17 protein-coding genes are annotated in these 15,978 nt (G+C 76.0%); 7 read left to right on the top strand and 10 right to left on the bottom strand.

Annotated features, from left to right (window positions below):
- Positions 1-127: 127 nt before the first annotated feature.
- The 5 genes from ACIRD3_RS11715 to ACIRD3_RS11695 all read right to left on the bottom strand — a co-directional run bounded on the left by ACIRD3_RS11715 (position 128) and on the right by ACIRD3_RS11695 (position 5,637).
- Complete coding sequence (locus ACIRD3_RS11715; protein WP_402214368.1) at positions 128-1,198, bottom strand: hypothetical protein; 1,071 nt, start codon at positions 1,196-1,198, stop codon at positions 128-130.
- Positions 1,195-2,073: a hypothetical protein gene (locus ACIRD3_RS11710; RefSeq protein WP_402214367.1), complete on the bottom strand. Its 879-nt coding sequence runs from the start codon at positions 2,071-2,073 to the stop codon at positions 1,195-1,197. Before ACIRD3_RS11710 ends, ACIRD3_RS11715 begins: the two co-directional genes overlap by 4 nt.
- Positions 2,070-2,897 (bottom strand): hypothetical protein, encoded by an 828-nt coding sequence (locus ACIRD3_RS11705; RefSeq protein ID WP_402214365.1) that lies wholly within the window; start codon positions 2,895-2,897, stop codon positions 2,070-2,072. Before ACIRD3_RS11705 ends, ACIRD3_RS11710 begins: the two co-directional genes overlap by 4 nt.
- A 71-nt stretch (positions 2,898-2,968) precedes the next feature.
- Entirely contained in the window at positions 2,969-3,859 is an 891-nt protein-coding gene (locus ACIRD3_RS11700) for a hypothetical protein (protein ID WP_402214363.1), read from the bottom strand.
- 242 nt (positions 3,860-4,101) lie between these two features.
- Positions 4,102-5,637 (bottom strand): FAD-dependent monooxygenase, encoded by a 1,536-nt coding sequence (locus ACIRD3_RS11695; protein WP_402214361.1) that lies wholly within the window; start codon positions 5,635-5,637, stop codon positions 4,102-4,104.
- A gap of 100 nt (positions 5,638-5,737) precedes the next feature.
- Between ACIRD3_RS11695 and ACIRD3_RS11690 the strand changes: the two genes are divergently transcribed.
- Positions 5,738-6,361: a TetR/AcrR family transcriptional regulator C-terminal domain-containing protein gene (locus ACIRD3_RS11690; RefSeq protein WP_402214360.1), complete on the top strand. Its 624-nt coding sequence runs from the start codon at positions 5,738-5,740 to the stop codon at positions 6,359-6,361.
- 249 nt (positions 6,362-6,610) lie between these two features.
- Positions 6,611-7,270, top strand: a complete 660-nt coding sequence (locus ACIRD3_RS11685; protein WP_402214358.1) for a hypothetical protein — start codon at positions 6,611-6,613, stop codon at positions 7,268-7,270.
- A gap of 91 nt (positions 7,271-7,361) precedes the next feature.
- Here the strand turns inward: ACIRD3_RS11685 and ACIRD3_RS11680 are convergent, their stop codons facing one another.
- Positions 7,362-8,357: a hypothetical protein gene (locus ACIRD3_RS11680; RefSeq protein WP_402214356.1), complete on the bottom strand. Its 996-nt coding sequence runs from the start codon at positions 8,355-8,357 to the stop codon at positions 7,362-7,364.
- A gap of 312 nt (positions 8,358-8,669) precedes the next feature.
- Between ACIRD3_RS11680 and ACIRD3_RS11675 the strand changes: the two genes are divergently transcribed.
- Together ACIRD3_RS11675 and ACIRD3_RS11670 are read left to right on the top strand one after the other, a co-directional pair.
- Positions 8,670-9,803 carry an alpha/beta hydrolase gene (locus ACIRD3_RS11675; RefSeq protein WP_402214354.1) on the top strand — a complete coding sequence of 378 codons (1,134 nt, stop codon included), beginning with the start codon at positions 8,670-8,672 and terminating at the stop codon, positions 9,801-9,803.
- 63 nt (positions 9,804-9,866) lie between these two features.
- Positions 9,867-11,000: an RICIN domain-containing protein gene (locus ACIRD3_RS11670; RefSeq protein WP_402214352.1), complete on the top strand. Its 1,134-nt coding sequence runs from the start codon at positions 9,867-9,869 to the stop codon at positions 10,998-11,000.
- A 31-nt stretch (positions 11,001-11,031) separates the two neighbouring features.
- Here the strand turns inward: ACIRD3_RS11670 and ACIRD3_RS11665 are convergent, their stop codons facing one another.
- Both ACIRD3_RS11665 and ACIRD3_RS11660 read right to left on the bottom strand, forming a co-directional pair.
- A complete protein-coding gene (locus tag ACIRD3_RS11665) occupies positions 11,032-11,445 on the bottom strand; it encodes a hypothetical protein (RefSeq protein WP_402214350.1) in 414 nt (137 codons plus the stop codon).
- A 5-nt stretch (positions 11,446-11,450) separates the two neighbouring features.
- On the bottom strand, positions 11,451-11,972 hold the full coding sequence (locus tag ACIRD3_RS11660; protein ID WP_402214349.1) for a peptidylprolyl isomerase: 522 nt from the start codon (positions 11,970-11,972) through the stop codon (positions 11,451-11,453).
- A gap of 256 nt (positions 11,973-12,228) precedes the next feature.
- Between ACIRD3_RS11660 and ACIRD3_RS11655 the strand changes: the two genes are divergently transcribed.
- Positions 12,229-12,423, top strand: coding sequence for a hypothetical protein (locus tag ACIRD3_RS11655; protein ID WP_402214746.1), 195 nt, complete (start codon positions 12,229-12,231; stop codon positions 12,421-12,423).
- A gap of 4 nt (positions 12,424-12,427) precedes the next feature.
- Positions 12,428-12,688: a hypothetical protein gene (locus tag ACIRD3_RS11650; protein ID WP_402214347.1), complete on the top strand. Its 261-nt coding sequence runs from the start codon at positions 12,428-12,430 to the stop codon at positions 12,686-12,688.
- A gap of 109 nt (positions 12,689-12,797) precedes the next feature.
- Here the strand turns inward: ACIRD3_RS11650 and ACIRD3_RS11645 are convergent, their stop codons facing one another.
- Positions 12,798-14,171 carry an ALF repeat-containing protein gene (locus ACIRD3_RS11645; RefSeq protein WP_402214345.1) on the bottom strand — a complete coding sequence of 458 codons (1,374 nt, stop codon included), beginning with the start codon at positions 14,169-14,171 and terminating at the stop codon, positions 12,798-12,800.
- A gap of 162 nt (positions 14,172-14,333) precedes the next feature.
- Between ACIRD3_RS11645 and ACIRD3_RS11640 the strand changes: the two genes are divergently transcribed.
- A complete protein-coding gene (locus ACIRD3_RS11640) occupies positions 14,334-15,299 on the top strand; it encodes an NAD-dependent epimerase/dehydratase family protein (protein ID WP_402214343.1) in 966 nt (321 codons plus the stop codon).
- A 7-nt stretch (positions 15,300-15,306) separates the two neighbouring features.
- On the opposite strand, the gene ACIRD3_RS11635 is transcribed toward ACIRD3_RS11640, so the two are convergent.
- On the bottom strand, positions 15,307-15,633 hold the full coding sequence (locus ACIRD3_RS11635; RefSeq protein ID WP_402214342.1) for a DUF1330 domain-containing protein: 327 nt from the start codon (positions 15,631-15,633) through the stop codon (positions 15,307-15,309).
- Positions 15,634-15,978: the final 345 nt, after the last annotated feature.

Genomic DNA, 15,978 nt, shown 5'->3' with positions numbered 1-15,978 from the left:
GTAGGGGGGGGGGGGGGGGGGGGGGGGGGGGGGGGGGGGGGGGGGGGGGGGGGCGGGGCGGGGGGGGGGGGGGGGGGGGGGGGGGGGGGGGGCCCCCCCCCCCCCCCGCGCTGGTGCCGTACCCGGGTCAGGCCAGCAGGTCGGACTGCAGGGTGACGACCTGGCGGAACGGCGCGACGGGCACGCCGGCCGGGTTGGTCATGGTGATGACGGCCAGGACGTCGGCGGCCGAGACGTAGGCGATCCGGGCCGTGGGGCTGCCCTTGGGGCCGTTCGCGGTCGACTCGACGGCCGTCAGCTCGACGCCGTCGACCTCGTCCCACTTCTCGTGGTCGGTGGACTTGGTGTCCGGGGCCGCCTTGGGGCTGCTCTTGGCGCGCAGCGAGGTGTAGGTGTTCCAGGACTCCTTGCTGGAGCCGAAGCGCAGCAGGCGGATCTGGGTGCGGGTGCCGTCGGAGGCGGTCCACTCCCGGACGGTGGCGGCGCGGCAGGCGTTCTCCAGCAGGCTCGCGCGCAGCTTGGCCGGGTCCTGCTGCTCGGCGAGGAGCGCGTCGCAGGGCACCCAGTCGGCGGGGGCCGCGGCGGCGGTGGGGGCCGCCGTCGGGGTGGCCGCCGGGGAGGCGGTCGCGCTCGGCGCCGGCTCCGGGGTGCCGGAGTCGGTGGGGCGCGCCGAGGGGGCGGGGAAGGTCGGCGCGGCCAGGGAGCCGCCGGCTTCCTTGGGGGCGGGCAGCAGCAGGTGGCGCAGGTCGGCGTAGTGCAGGGACTTGCCCGTGCCGTTCGGCGCGGCCTTGCCGGCGGGCAGCGGCGGCAGGGTCAGCGGCGGGAAGGTGTAGCGGCCGTCGCTGGGGGTGGCGAGGCCCGGGATGTCGGTGCGCTCGGGGGCGGTGACGGCCAGGGCGGTGCCGGTGCCGGCGAGGGCGAACACCAGGGCGGCGCAGCTCCAGCGCACCGCGGCCTTGCGGCGGCGGGCCCGGTGGGCCTGCTGCTCGGCGAGCTCCTCGGGGGTCGGCGGCGGCGGCGCGGTGAACTCCAGGGCCCCGATGGCGGTTTCGGCGGGGGCCCCGGGCAGCGGCGGGGCGGGCGGGGCCACCGGCGGTGCGGGCGGAGCCAGCGGGGGCGCGGGCGGGGCCGGCGAGGCGGCGGGGGTCGGCGGGAGCGGGTCCGAGGCGGGCTGCGGCGGGGTGGCGTGGTCGGTCATGCGGACGCTCCCGGGCGGGCGAGGCGGTCGAGCTGCAGGGTGAAGAGGGCGACGATCTTGTCCTTGGGCAGCGGTGCCACGCCCTCGGCGTTCATGACGACCAGGAGGTCGCCCTCGGCGGCGGAGCACTCCAGGTAGTCGATCGGCGCGGACGGCGGCGCCGGCATCAGGTAGCAGTGCGCCTCGGGGTGGCCCGGGATGCTCGGGCCGATCCGGAACAGGCCGGTGTCGCCGGTGAAGACCGCGGTGTACTCGTTGATCCGCTCCACTTCCTGCTGGTTGAACTGGCGCAGCTTCAGGCCGATCACCAGGTCGTCGCCGCCGGCGAGGTAGGTGCGCACGCCGGTGGCCTTGACGTGCAGGCCCTCCCAGTAGGAGCGCAGCTTGTCGCGCTTCTCCTTGGGGATCTGCTGCAGTTCGGCGTCCAGTTCGGCGGACAGCTGCCGGCCGTTGAGCTCGGTGTCGTTGCCGTAGACGCCGTCGTCCGGGCCGGGTTCGTAGCCGGCCGGGACGGGCAGCAGCAGGTCGCGCAGCGCGCCGAAGTGGCTGCCGTTGGACTTGGCGCCGTACGGGGTGGCGGTCGCGGTCGGGGTGGGACCGGTGGACGGGGCGGCGGCGGTGGCCGGGGCCGGGTCGTCGTACTGGGTCTTGATGATGCCGATGCCGATGACCACCCCGACCAGCGCGGCGGCGGCCGTCGCGGCCCCGGCGCGCAGCAGCCGGCGGGAGCCGGGGGCGGGCGGCGCGGCAGGGTCGGTCGCGGCCGCGGGCGGTGCTTCGGCGGCCGGGGCCGGCTGCTCGGGGGCGGGCGGCGGCTCGGGGGCGGGCGGCGGCTCGGGGGCGGCCTGGTTCGCGGTCACGGTGTCGTCGTTCATACGAGGCGCTCCCACTGCCGCTTGGCGAGGTCCTTGAGGACGTCGGCGCTCACCATCTGGGTGCCGAAGACCTCGATCGTCATCTGCAAGGAGCCGCGCTTGGCCACGGCCTCGCCGTAGTAGTACTGGTCGGTGCTCTCGGCCCAGTGGCGGGCCGTGGTCTCGACCTTGTAGCCGCCGTTGGCGCCGTCGGCGAACGGGAGCCAGGTGGAGGACTTCGCCTCGTCGGCGTGCTCGGCCGTGAACTGGGTGAGCATGATGCGGTAGCGGGTGTCGTCCTTCTTCCAGTCGACCTCCGCCGCACGGCGGAAGCCGCGCGAGGCGAGGTCGCGGAAGGCGAAGGCCGCGTTGCCGCTGTGTTCGGCGATCTCGCCGATCGAGGCCCAGCTGGGCTTGTCCGGGTTGTCGCCCCAGGGGGTGCTGCCCTCGGGGGCGGTGAGCAGCAGCTTGGTCAGGTCGCCGTCGATGGCCAGCGGCGCGGGCTGCTCGGCGGCGAGGGCGGCCGGGTCGACCGTGCCGGCCGGGTAGGACGGGCGGGCGACCTGCAGCGGCGGCAGCGGGGTGGCCGGGCGCTGGGCCTGCACGCCGTAGCCGACGCCGCCGCCGACCAGGGTGCCCAGCACCAGGCCGCAGGCGGCCAGCAGCACCGGGCGGGGGCGGCGCGGGGCGCGGGGCGCCCGCTCGGGGCCGCCCTCCAGCAGGTCGCCGGGCGCGGCGGCGTACGGGTCGGTGGTGAACGGGCCGGCTGCGGGCGGCGGCGGGACGGCGGGTGCGGCCGGCGGCGCGGCGGGCGCGGGTACCGGCTCCGCGGGTTCGGTGGTCACGGGAGTGGCTCCAGAGGAGGAAGGGAGGGGTGGCGTCGGTGGGCGGGCGGCGGCGCGCGGCGGCGCGGGGCTCAGCCGCCCGAGGCGAGCCAGTCGCGCTGGCGCTTCATCAGCTCGCTCAGCAGCGCCTTGTCCGGCGTGCCCTTCACGTCGACGTCGATCGTGTACTGGACGTCGCCCTGGCTGGCGATGCCGGTCATCGAGCCGGTGTACGCCTGCTGCTTGGGCTTCTTCAGGTAGCCGCGGGCGTCGGGCAGGCCGTCGAGGTCGACCGGGTCCAGCGACTTGATCTTGTAGCCCTTGACGAATTCGGTCGCCATCGAGGCGGAGCCGAAGTGCAGCAGGGTGACGGTCACTTCGGCCTTGCCGTCGGCCGTCCGGTACATCCGGGTCGCGCCCTCCTTGTAGCCGTAGGAGGCGAGGATGTCCTTGATGCCGTCCTGCTTGCCGAACAGGTCGGCGACGTCGTCGTCGGTCATCTTCATCCCGTCCGCGGGTCCGTAGGACTCGCCGCCGGCCGGGATCGGGAGCAGGAAGTAGCGCAGGTCGCCGTCGTGCTTGCCGCCGCTGACCGTGCCCTTGACGGTGCTGACCGGGGCCGGCTCGCTCGGGACGGCGGTCGGGACCGGGACGGGCTCCGGCGTGGGCGAGGCGCTCGCGGTGGCGCTCGCGCTCGCCGTCGGGGACGCGGTGACGGCGGGGGCGGCGGCCGGGTGGGCGTGGGTGTCGGGCTTGCCGACGGCGACGGTCACGGCGGCGCTGGCCGCGGTGACGGCGAGCAGGCCGGCGGTGGCCAGCGCGACGCCGACGGCGCGCGGCAGCCGGCGCGCGGACGGCTGCGGCCCGGCGGCCGGCTCGGGCGCGGCGGCGAGCTCAGGCGCGGCGGCCGGCTCGGGCGCGGTGGTCGGCTGGGCCGGTGCCGGAGGTTCGGCGGCGGCGCTCTCGTTCTCGGGCTCGGGCAAGGGACTCCCCCCAGGGAAAAGAATGCGGATTCCCACGCGCGAGGCCCCTCGTGGGACCCACTCCCCCAGCGGGTGCTCCGGACCGTCCGTCACGCGTGTCAGCAGGCATTATGAGAGCCCGCTGACAGCCCTGCCAACAAAATCAATCACCGCACACTCCCCCAAGGCCCGACGAACCGGACACGTCGTGATCCAACCGCAATGGGGCACCGTCCCGGGTGGGCCGGGACGGTGCCCCCGGGTCAGAAGGCGGCCGTGGCGGTGCGGGTGGCCGTGGCGAGGGCCTCGGGGTCGGTCTCCTCGGTGAGCCAGGCGAGGTGGCCGTCGGGGCGGACCAGGGCGGCGGTGACGGCGCGCCAGTCGGCCCGCGGCTCGGCGAGCGGGGCGCTGTGCCGGGTGAGGCGGCCGGGGCCGGGCAGACCGGAGCCGGGGCGCTCGGGGCCAGGGCGGTCGGGGCCGCGGAGGTCCGGGTGGGCGGCCCGGCCGGTGAGGTCGAGCAGCACGGGGTGGCCGGGGCGCAGCAGGGTGAAGAGGGTGGTGGTGCCGGTCGGGGCGCTCAGGTGCAGGTCGGGGGCGCGGGTGCCGGTGAGCGGGTGGGCGCCGGCGGCGGGGTCGGGCGGGTAGGCGGCGGCGAGGCCGGCCGCGCGGGCGGCCAGGTCGTCGGAGAACTCCGGTACGCCGTCGATGAGTTCGCACAGCAGCTCGCGCATGGCGAGGTGTTCGGGGGTGTGGCCGGTCATCAGTCCGGCTTGGGCGCGGGTGCTGCGCAGCACGTCGGCGCCGGCGGGGTGGCGTTCGGCGTGGTAGCTGTCGAGGAGGGTGTCGTCGGCGGTGCCGTCGAGGACGCGGGCGAGCTTCCAGCCGAGGTTGAAGGCGTCCTGGAGGCCGGTGTTGAGGCCCGGGCCGCCGGCCGGGAAGTGGGCGTGGGCGGCGTCGCCGGCGAGCAGGACGCGGCCGTTGCGGTAGCGGGCGGCCTGGCGGGCGGCGTTGCCGAAGGTGGAGGTCCAGCCGGCGTCGCGCATGCCGTAGTCGGTGCCGGTGATGTCGCGGACCTTGGCGCGCAGCTGGTCGAAGGTGAGGGGGGCGGTGGGGCGGGTGCGGTTGGTGGCGGCGTCGTTGCCGGCGATCCGGTGGGTGCCGCCGGGCAGCGGGAAGGCCATGAAGGCGCCGCGTTCGTTGGAGCAGGAGGGGTGGCGGGGCGGGGTGTCGAGGACGACGTCGCCCATCCAGGCCCAGGCGGTGGCGGGGGTGCCGGGGAAGTCGATGCCGGCGGCTTCGCGCACGGTGCTGCGGGTGCCGTCGCAGCCGACCAGGTAGGCGGCGCGCAGCCGGTAGGGGCCGTCGGGGCCGTCGACGTGGACGGTGACCGCCCGGTCGTCCTGGGTGAGGCCGGTGACGCGGTGTCCGCGGCGCAGGTCGGCGCCGGCGGTGACGGCGTGGGCGGCGAGCAGTTGTTCGGTGCGGACCTGGGGCAGGGCGAGGCTGAACGGGTACGGGGTGTCGAGGCGGCGGAAGTCGAGCCAGGAGGACAGGGCGGCGAAGTGGCCGCGGGGGACGCGCAGGCCTTCGGCGAGGAAGGGCTCGATCACCCCGCGGCAGTCCAGCATCTCCAGCGTGCGCGGGTGCACGGAGCTGGCGCGGGAGTGCGGGTCGGGTTCGGTGCGGGCTTCCAGGACCGTCACCTCGGCGCCGTGCAGGCGCAGTTCGGCGGCGAGCCAGAGGCCGACGGGGCCGCCTCCGGCGATGACGACCTGTCGGGTTCCTTCGGTGCTGGGCATGGGTCTCCCCTTCACGGTCTGTTCGAGAGCGTCACGGGTCGTTCGGGCATCACATCTCTTGGTCACTGACCAACGGCGCCGCACCCAGTAGACTAGGTCAGTGACCAAGAAGCAAGCCCCGGAGGCTTCCCGGACCCGGCTGGACACCGACACCGTGGTGCGCGCCGCGCTCGACCTGCTCGACGACAAAGGCGCGGGCGCGGTGTCCGTGCGCGGCGTCGCCGAACGCCTCGGCGTGCGGATGAACACCGTGCTGTGGCACGCCAAGACCAAGGCCCGCCTGCTGGAGCTGATGGCGGACGCGATCGTCGCCGGGGTCCGCCTGGACGGCCTGCCCGAGCCCTGGCAGGAGCGGGTGCGCGAGCTCTCCCGGCGCTACCGGCGCGTCCTGCTGGCCCACCGCGACGGCGCGCTGATCGTCACCGGGACGTACGCGGCCGAGCCGGCCACCCTGCGCTACTCCGACGCCGTGCTGCAGGCGCTGCTGGACGGCGGGCTGGACGAGCGCCGCGCGGCCTGGACGCTGTGGAACCTGCAGTACCTGGCGCTCGGCCTGACCCAGGAGGAGCAGGCCCTGGCCGCCCAGGGCGGCGAGCACTCGCTGGCCGGGGCCCTCGGCGAGGGCCGCTACCCGGCGGTGGAGCGGGTCGCGGCCGCGCTGGAGGACGGGGACTTCGACGAGCGCTTCGAGTTCGGGGTGGCCCGGATCCTCGCCCTGCCCTGAACGGCCGGAGGCTCGGCCGGGGCCGGCCGGTGACCGACCGCCCGGGGGCCGCGGCCCGGCCGGTGCCCGGGCCGGTGCCCGGGCCGCCGATGTGACGATGTCGCGGCCGGGTCACCGCTCGGCACGGAAACCGGCTCCGGGGGTGTGCGCGGGCCGCCGGCCCGGGACACCATCGACGGGGAGTGCGCGGGCCGCCGGCCCGGGACACCATCGACGGGGAGAGCCGGACCACGGGGGGAGGGCGGCGGCATGACGACGGGCCAGGAACCCGGCCGGGAACCGGGAGCGGGCTGGCGGGCCGCCGTGGCGACGGCGGCCGGCGCGGTGGCGGTGCTGACCGTCGCGGGCGGCGTCACGGTGTGGCGGTGGTCGCAGGACGAACCGGTGGCCGGGTTCCTGTGGGGGGTGTGCGCCGTCGCGGCGCTGGCCGCACTGGCCGCCGGCGTCGTGGTGGGCCTGGGCGACGCCGAGGGCGAACTCGCCGGCTCCGGCGTCCGGGTGGCGGGGTTCCTGCTGCTCGCACTGGGCGCGGTGTTCCTGTCCGCGCAGGTCGCCGAGACCGTCCGGGCCCGGCTGCACGAGCCGCGCAGCGTGCCGGCCACCGTGACGCGCTGCCGGGTGACCGGCCAGGAGCCGGTGGAGGGCGGCGGCCTGGGCGCCAAGACCTACGCCTGCACCTTCCGCTGGACCGTCGACGGACGGGAGTCCAGCGTGGAACGCCCGGAGGGCCCGTACCCGGAGGGCAAGGAGACCCGGGTCTGGCTGGAGGACGACGGGCGCGTGTCCACCGGCCGCCCGAGCCTGGTGGGGATCCCGCTGTTCGGCGTCCCGGCCCTGTTCTGCCTGCTCGGCGCCCGCTTCCTGGGCTCCTGGCTGCTCACGGACACCGGCCAGGCCCTACGCCGGTGAGGCGGCGCCCGTCCGGTGGGGCCCTGCGCCGGTGAGGCGGCGCCCGTCCGGTGGGGCCCAACGCCGGTGAGGCGGTGCCCGTCCGGCCGGTTCAGAGCCAGCCGCGGCGGGCCGCCTGGACGCCCGCCTGGAAGCGGGTGGTGGCGCCCAGGTGGGCGAGCAGGGTGGACACCCGGCGCACCACGGTGCGCCGCCCCAGGCCCAGGCGGCGGGCGATGGCGTCGTCGGTGGCGCCACTGGCCATCAGGGTCAGGATGCGCCGGTCGCGTTCGTCGATCCGCAGGTCGACGCCGGCGTCGGCGCCCGCCACGGTGGCCGGCACCGCCAGGCGCCACAGCGTCTCGAACACGGCGGTCAGGGCGTTCAGCAGGCCGGAGGGACGGATCAGCAGCGAGACGACGCCGGGGCGGTCGTCGGCGGGCAGGGTGACGATGGCGAGGTCGTCGTCGCCGATGGCGAGCTTGAGCGGCGGCTCGTCCAGGGTGCGGGCCTGCTCGCCCGCCTCGACCATGCGCGCCATGTTGGGCCCGGCCACCGGGTCCTCGAACGCGCAGCCCTGGTAGATCGCGCGGTAGACGACGCCGGCGGCCATCCGGCGGCGCTGCAGCACCTCCTGGTCGGCGTAGTGGGCGCTGCTGCCGGAGTACGGCGGCACGTCGACGACCCGGACCTGGTGACGGGCCGCCAGCTGCAGGCGCCGGCTCGCGGCGAGCACCTCGGCCGGGTCCTCGACCACCTCCAGCGCGCCGTAGCTGCCGGCGTCGCGCCGGGCGAAGCGGTAGAGGCGTTCGAGTTCGGCGCCGGCCCGGCGGGCGGTGGCCTGGCGCAGCGCGTCGCGCTGCAGGACGGTCTCGACCACCCGGCCGGGCGGCAGCGCCTCCCAGGTGTGGTCGCGGTCGTCGGCGCTGCCGGCGGTGTCGAAGGCGACCGCGACGCCCTCGTCGGCGAGGTCGCGCAGGACGGCCAGCACGGTGCCCTCGTCCAGGCCGGCGCCGTGCGCCAGGTCGGCCGCCCGGGCCCGCGGCCGGCCGACCAGGCCGCGGTAGACGCGGCCGCGTTCGGAGTCCGGATCCAGTACGTCGTGCACGGCAACCCCCCGGTTCGTCGTGTGGCCGCAGGAGGCTACCCCGGCGGGTGGCGCACATGCGCCAGTGGCCCGGGTGCGCCGCCGGTGGCTCTGGCGCGGGGGTGGGCACGGTGGCAAGAGTTGTCGATGTTCAGACAGGATCGGGGGGACGGATCGTCAGCACCGCCCGCCCGGACCCCGTCACGCCGCTCCGTCACGCCGCTCCGTCACGCCGCTTCCCCTCACCACCGACCCGTCACCACCGACCCGCCACCAGCGACCCGTCACGACCGACCCCTCACCACCGACCCGTCGAAGGCCGAGGACGACCCCATGACCCCAGCCCGGCTCCTGCCCGCCCGGCTGCGGCGCGCCCGTACGGCCGTCGCCGCCCTGGCCGCCTGCCTGCTGCTGCTCGCCGCGCCCGCGGCCGCCGCCGTCCCTCCGCCCGCGCCCGCCGCCGGGCCCGCGCCGGACCCGGCCGCCGGGCCGCCGCCGCTGGCGGACGGCTTCGGGCTGACCCAGGTCGGCACCGCCACCGGCAGCGCCACCAACTTCGTCATCACCGTCACCACGCCCCAGGTCGCCGGCGAGCACACCGTCCGCATCCTGCTGCCCGCCGACTACGCCCGGCACCCCGACCAGCGCTACCCCGTGCTGTACTTCCTGCACGGCGCCTCGGACAACCCGATCGACCCGGCGCTGGCCTACCCCGCGCTGACCGCCGCGCAGTCGATGATCACCGTCATCCCGGACGGCGGCCTGCGCGGCTGGTACACCGACTGGCTCGACCAGGGCACCGCCGCCGGCGCGCAGAACTGGGAGACCTTCCACCTCGGCCAGGTCGTGCCGTTCGTCGACGCCAACCTGCGCACGCGCACCGACCGGGCCCACCGCGCCGTCGGCGGCCTGTCCATGGGCGGCTTCGGCGCCCTGCACTACGCCCAGGACCGCCCCGACCTGTTCGGCCAGGTCCTCACCATGTCCGGCGCCAACGACCTGTCCGCCGACGAGATGATCATCCGCGGCGCCGTCGTCGCCACCCTCACCAACGTCGGCACCGTCCTGTGCGGCCCCAGCGACGGCCACCCCTGCGGCTTCGACTTCGGGCCCACCGTCTCCAGCGACGCGATCTTCGGCACGCCGTACCCGGTGTTCAACGCCGACTGGCGCTGGAACGCCGCCGACCCGGCCTCCCGGATGGCCCTGCTCGCCCACACCGGCATCGCCGTCTACACCGGCAACGGCAACGGCAGCCCCGCCGACATGGAGTTCTGGGCCGAAGGCACCGCCAAGCGCGTCCGGGACCGCCTGAACGCCCTCCAACTGCCGTACCACTACGTGGACTACGGCGACGGCAGCGCCTGGGGCCCCGACTGCCACGGCGGCCACACCCCCGGCTGCTGGGCGCAGGACCTCGTGGACTACGTCCCGCGCCTGGAGGCCGCCTTCGCCGCCGCGCCCTGAGCGGCGCTCCCCCCTCTCCTCCCCTCTCCCCCTTCGACCGCTCCGCCGAAAGGACACCCCGCCGTGCCCGCCACCGTCCTGACCGCCCCCGGGAACCCCGGCCGCACCGCGCCCTGGCTGCGCGTGCTCGCCGCCCTCCTGGCCGCCTGCTGCGCCGCCCTGGGCCTGGCCGCCGGCCCCGCGCACGCCGCCCCGGCGCCCGGGCCCGCGCCCGCGCCCGCCACCGCGGCCGGCTGCGGCGGCGCGCCGCTGAACTGCCTGACCCTCACGTCGCTCGGCAACGGACGCCGGCTCGACGTCCAGAACGGCAACACCGGCGACGGCGTCTACGTCGTCACCAACTCCGCGCCCGGCTACCACCAGTCCTGGCGGCTGAACGTCGACCCCTCGGACTACACCTTCACCATCGTCAACAACGACACCGGCAAGTGCGTCGACCTGGCCGCCTGGTTCGTCCCGGCCCTGCGCCAGCAGACCTGCGCCGGGCAGGCCGGCCAGCGCTGGTTCCTGCAGCCGGCGCCCGGCGGCGGCGACGCGTTCGCGATCCGCCACGCCGGCGACAACACCTGCCTGGACCTGCTGGCCGGCGCCCAGTACGACGACGCCTGGACCGACCAGTACGCCTGCAACGGCACCGTCAACCAGCAGTGGGCCACCGGCGCCCCGCAGGCCGCCCGCACCCTGGCCGTCGACCACGCCGCCAAGCAGTGCCAGAAGGACGCCTCCACCTGCTCCTGGGCCGTACGCGGCGAGGCCCCGGCCGCGCCGCTGCCCCGGGTGTGCTCCTCCGCGGTCTGGTTCAACAACACCGCCGGCACCGTCCAGCAGACCTTCGCGGTCACCGACATGAGCGGCTGGTCGACCTCCCTGGGCTCCGAGATCGGCAGCGAGATCGGCGGCGGCATGGAGGGCACGCCGCTGAAGGCCGCGGTCAAGGTCGGCCTGAGCTTCACCAACGTCTGGAACGGCTCGCGCAGCGTCAACAACGCCGTCACCGTCACCGTCCCCCCGCAGCAGTACGGCTGGGTGACGCTGGCCGAGGTCGCCCGCCAGGTCACCGGCACCTGGACCTTCGACGCCCACGGCATCCCGTGGACCGCCGACGACACCATCACCGTCCCGGTGACCTCCGACCCCGTCGCCGGGCCCACCCTCTACGTCGCCAACACCAGCCCGACGTTCACCAGCTGCAGCTGACGGCACGTCGGTTCACCGGCCGCCGCCCGCGCTACGGGCGGCGGCCGTCCGCGGCCTCCCCGGGCCCCCCGCCCTCCCGGGCCAGGGCCTCGCGCGCGGCCAGGCGTCCGGCCACCCGGAAGGAGTGCTCGCGCGAGTCGACCTCGTGCACGACGGTGAAGTGCACCACCACCGCCAGGGCCACCGCCCGCCCCGGCGCCCGCTCGGCCAGCTCCTCGCGCACCCCCTCGGCCAGCGCCGCGTGGAACAGCGCCAGGTAGTACGGGTCGGAGTCGCCGCGCACCGTGGCGTCCGGCGCCACCTCCAGGCGCACGCCCTCCTCCCCCGGCTCGAAGTCCACGGTGACGATCGCCACGTCGCAGGGGCAGCCGCTCTGGCGGACGTAGCGGGCCTGCACCCCGCGGATCGGGTGCGACGGGAAGCTCCGCGCCGGGTCGGGGGCCATCGCGATCAGGACCAGGTGATCTCGACGGACTCGACCACCACGTCCGCCACCGGACGCTCGCCCTCGGTCGGGGCGGCGGCGATCGCGTCGACCACGGCCCTGGAGGCCGCGTCGGCGACCTGCCCGAAGACGGTGTGCTTGCGGTTGAGGTGGGCGGGGGTGCCCACCGTGATGAAGAACTGCGAACCGTTCGTGCCCGGGCCGGAGTTGGCCATCGCCAGCAGGTACGGCTTGGTGAAGGACAGCTCCGGGTGGAACTCGTCCGCGAAGGCGTAGCCGGGCCCGCCGGTGCCGGTGCCGGTCGGGTCGCCGCCCTGGATCATGAAGCCCGCGACCACCCGGTGGAACAGCGTGCCGTCGTAGTACGGGCCGCTGCCCGGTTCGCCGGTGCGCGGGTCGGTGTACTCGCGGGTGCCCTCGGCGAGTTCGGCGAAGTTGCGGACCGTCTTCGGCGCGTGGAACGGGAACAGCTCCAGGCGGACCGGGCCCGCGGTGGTGTGCAGGGTGGCGAACCGGGCAGTGGCCACGGGGAGTCTCCTCGGGTGGTGCGACGGGGTGTGCGGCCCGGCGCGGCGGGCGCGACCGGACACGGCCGGCGCGACCGGACACGGCGGGCGCGACCGGGCACGGCGGGCGCGACCGGTGCGCCCGGCGCGGACTGGTGCACCGATCGGGAAGATCGGCTACGGCATCCTGGCACAGCCCCGGGAATCACGGCCGGGCCGGGTGGGAGGATCCCTACGAACCACCCGGTTCGCGAGGCGAGGAAGGCAGGTGACCGCGATGGTCGGAGCGGTGCTGATCGGGCTGCTGGTGCTGGTGGTCGCCGGATGCGTGTGCGTGGTGTGGGCCGACCGGGGCGGGCCCGCGTGGACCCGCGTGGTCGCCTCGATCACGGTCCGCGGCGGGGAGGCGCTGCGCAGCGCCCTGCGCAGTACCCGCCGCCGCGGGAACTCCGGCAGCGGCGGGAGTGACTGAGGCGATGGCGGACGACGACGCGAAACTGCGGGCCGTGTTCGAAGCGGTGCTGGCCTCCACCCTGGCCGGACGGGGCGTGCCGACCTGCCTGGGCCTGGACATGGAGACCGAGGACGCGCTGTGGGCGATCGAGTGCGCCCGCCCGGACGTGCCGCCGGAGTTGGTCGCGGCGGCCCGGCGCACCTTCGAGGGACAGCTGGACGGCAGCAACTCGGCCCGGGAGCGGGAGCGGATCGCCCGCCGGCTGGCCGGGCGGGACGGCTGACGGCCCGTACCGCCTCCCCGGCCGCCGCCCGTGGCGGGCGACGGCCGGAGACGCGAGGGGGCGCGAGGGGGCGCGAGGGGGCGCCGGGCCTCGGCGCCGGGCCTCGGCGTCAGTCCTCGGCGGAGCGGCGGCGGGAGAGCGCGACCAGGGCCGCGCCCGCGGCCAGGGCCGCTGCGGCGCCGCCGGCCTCCCAGCCGATCCCGTCGGTGCCGGTTGCGGCGAGCGTGCCGGAGCCGGACCCGGACCCGGCCCCGGAGCCGGAGCCGGAGCCCACGGTGACGATCCCCGTGCCCGTAGCGGTGGTGGTGCCCGTGGCGGTCTCGGTGAGACCCGCAGGCTGGACGGTCTGCGGCTGCCCGCCGCCCTGGGCGGTGGTGCCGGTGCCGGACGCGGCGGCCTCGTCCACGGCGCGGGCCTTGGCCCAGCCGTCCGTGAGGAAGGCCAGGATGTCGTCGTCGCTGCCCTCCAGGGCAGCCTTGGCGGCCTTGCGGACGGCCGGCCCGCCGCTCTCGGCGAGCTGGGAGACCTTGATCCGGTTGTCGGTGGCGCGCAGGCGCGGCAGCTCGGTCTCCAGGAAGCGCCGCAGGTCGGCGGCGGTGCCGTTGAGGGCCTTCTGGGCGCCCTCGGCGACATGACGACCGGTGTCCTTGTTCGCGAGGATGACCAGGATCGCGACCCGGTCGTCCTCGGCCTGGGCGGCGGGCCAGCCCTCGGTGAGGAACTTCAGGATCGCCGCGTCGTCGCCGTCCATCGCCTTGTTGGCCGCCTCGCGCACCGCGCGGCCGCCGGAGGACATGATCTGGGCGACCTTGACCCGGTTGTCGTCGGCGCGCTGCTTGGGCAGCTCGACCTCCAGGAAGTGCCGCAGGTCGGCGGCGGTGCCCTTGAGCGCCTTCTCGGCCGCCTCGCGCACCCCGCGGCCGCTGTCCTTGTCGGCCAGGATGCGCTCGACCTCGGCGCGGTCCTGGTCTTCGACGCGGGCGACGTACTGGCCGGTCTTCAGGAAGTCGAGGATGTCCTGGTAGGTGCCGCGCAGCGCCTTGTCCGCGGCCTTGCGCACCGCCGGGCCGCCGCGGTCCGCGATCTGGACGACCAGCAGCCGGTTGTCGGTCTGCCGGGCGTCCTCCAGCCCGGTCTCCAGGAAGCGCCGCAGGTCGGCGGCGGTGCCCTTGAGCGCCTTCTCGGCCATCTCGCGCACCTTGGGCCCGCTGGCCGGGTCGGCCAGGATCCGCTCGACCTCGGCGCGGTCCTTCTTCTCCTGGTCGCCCGCAGCGTCGGAGGCACCCGGCGCGGTGCCCTTGCCAGTCTCCTTCGCGGCCTCCTTCGCCGCGTCCTTCCCGGCGTCCGACGCCGTGTCCGGTGCCGAGCCCGAGGCGGTGTCAGGGCCCGAGACGCCGGCCGGCTGCGAGGCGTCGGCGGCGGAGGCCGTCGAGGGGAAGAGGACGGCGGGGGCCAGGACGGCGGCCGCGACGACGGCGGACACCCGAGGAAGCTTCAACGCAGCAGACCTTACTTCGCGCGAGGATCATGAACCCCGACAGCATAGATCTTCTTTTACGTTCTCCATACCGAATAAATACAGTCCCTCAACACCGCCCCACCACCGCGGCGTTGCCCCCGCCGGGACATGGATAGGGTGAGCCGGATGAGCTTCCATCTCGTCGTCGGACACGGGCCCGCCGGGGCCGCCACCGCCCGCCTGCTGGCCGAACAGGGCCACGAGGTCCGGGTCGCCACCCGTACCGGACAGCCCGCCGCGCACCAGGGCGCCGCGCCCGTCGACGGCGTCGAGCACCTCGCCCTCGACGCGAGCGACCCCGCCGCCCTCACCGCGGCCGCCCGCGGCGCCGCCGCCATCCACGGCTGTGCCGCGCCGCCGCTGCCGCAGTGGGCCGAACGCTGGCCGGCCCTCGTCTCCTCGCTGTGCGCGGCGGCCGAGGACAGCGGCGCGGTCCTCGTCCTGCTCGGCAACCTGTACGGCTACGGGCCGCAGGCCGACCCGGACCGCCCGCTGACCGAGGACCTGCCGCTCGCCGCCACCGGCCCCAAGGGGCGGGTGCGGGCGGCGGGTTGGGAGCAGGCCCGGGCGCTGCACGAGGCCGGGCGGATCCGGGCGGTGGAGGTGCGCGCCTCGGACTTCTTCGGCCCCGGCGTCACCGACGGCGGCCATCTCGCCGCGCGCGTCATGCCGGGTCTGCTGAAGGGCCGCGCCGTCGCGGTGCTCGGCGACCCGGACGCTCCGCACAGCTGGACCTACCTGCCGGACGTGGCACGGGCGTTGGCCGAGGTCGCCGGCGAGGAGCGGGCCTGGGGCCGGGCCTGGCACGTGCCCACCCTCCCCGCCGCCTCCGTGCGCGCCATGGTCGGACACCTGGCCGCCGAGGCCGGCACCGCGCCGGTCGCGGTGCGCCGGCTGTCCCCCGTGCTGCTCGGCGCAGCCGGGCTGTTCTCCCCGCTGCTGCGCGAACTGCGCGAGGTCCGCTACCAGTTCGACCGTCCGTTCACCGTCGACGCCTCCGCCTACGAGGCGGCGTTCACCGTCCGGGCGACGCCGCTGGAGGAGCAGGTGAAGGCGACGGTCGCCTGGTGGCGCGAGCGGCTGGACGCCTGACGCCACGTCAGTGCTTGAGCGCGTCCGCGCCCCGGTAGCCGGCCGGCACGCCCTCGATCAGGATGATGTCGGCGACCATGTGCCGGGTGCGCAGCGGCAGGATCTCCCGGTAGGCGGGCGAGTCCCACCAGGCGCGGGCCCGCTCGGTGTCGGGGAACTCGATGACGATCGTGCCGCCCGTGCCCCAGCGGCCCTCCACCGTCTCGTACGCGCCGCCGTGGACGATGAAGCGGCCGCCGAAGGGGTCGAGGGTGGCGTCGATGCGCTCCAGGTACTCGACGATGTCGGGGCCGAACTCGACCGAGTGGACCTGGGCGATGGCGTAGGCGGTCATGGCTGCTGCTCCTGTGGGGGGCTCGTCGTGGGCGTTTCCTGCTGACGTCCCCGACCGTAGGGCGCGGCGGGTGCCGGGCGAATCCGTCACGTATCGGTAGGGGTACTGGCGGGGGTGCGCGGGTCCACGGGCGGGGGTGCCGACGGGGGGTACGGGCGGGGGCGCCGAGGGGATGCGGGCGGGGTCCTGGAAAGCTCGGATACCGGCGATTGACCGGGCGCTGACAAGCTGGCGCCCGGTGCCGCCTCGGCCGACACCCCGCACCCGAGGCGACGCGAAACCTCGGACACCGTCGGGAAGACGGCGGAGTCCCCGTTCGGGACGTCCGCAGGGGCGGTTCCTCGC

Origin of the sequence: Kitasatospora sp. NPDC093550, from assembly GCF_044764985.1 — a bacterium.
Classification (GTDB): domain Bacteria; phylum Actinomycetota; class Actinomycetes; order Streptomycetales; family Streptomycetaceae; genus Kitasatospora.
This window is presented reverse-complemented; position numbering and strand designations above follow the sequence as displayed.

Coding starts and splice junctions, on each gene's coding strand:
- ACIRD3_RS11675 (WP_402214354.1), top strand. CDS start 8,670: ATGACCCCAGCCCGGCTCCTGCCCGCCCGGCTGCGGCGCGCCCGTACG.
- ACIRD3_RS11650 (WP_402214347.1), top strand. CDS start 12,428: ATGGCGGACGACGACGCGAAACTGCGGGCCGTGTTCGAAGCGGTGCTG.
- ACIRD3_RS11640 (WP_402214343.1), top strand. CDS start 14,334: ATGAGCTTCCATCTCGTCGTCGGACACGGGCCCGCCGGGGCCGCCACC.
- ACIRD3_RS11710 (WP_402214367.1), bottom strand. CDS start 2,073: ATGAACGACGACACCGTGACCGCGAACCAGGCCGCCCCCGAGCCGCCG.
- ACIRD3_RS11695 (WP_402214361.1), bottom strand. CDS start 5,637: ATGCCCAGCACCGAAGGAACCCGACAGGTCGTCATCGCCGGAGGCGGC.
- ACIRD3_RS11665 (WP_402214350.1), bottom strand. CDS start 11,445: ATGGCCCCCGACCCGGCGCGGAGCTTCCCGTCGCACCCGATCCGCGGG.
- ACIRD3_RS11715 (WP_402214368.1), bottom strand. CDS start 1,198: ATGACCGACCACGCCACCCCGCCGCAGCCCGCCTCGGACCCGCTCCCG.
- ACIRD3_RS11685 (WP_402214358.1), top strand. CDS start 6,611: ATGACGACGGGCCAGGAACCCGGCCGGGAACCGGGAGCGGGCTGGCGG.
- ACIRD3_RS11635 (WP_402214342.1), bottom strand. CDS start 15,633: ATGACCGCCTACGCCATCGCCCAGGTCCACTCGGTCGAGTTCGGCCCC.
- ACIRD3_RS11655 (WP_402214746.1), top strand. CDS start 12,229: ATGGTCGGAGCGGTGCTGATCGGGCTGCTGGTGCTGGTGGTCGCCGGA.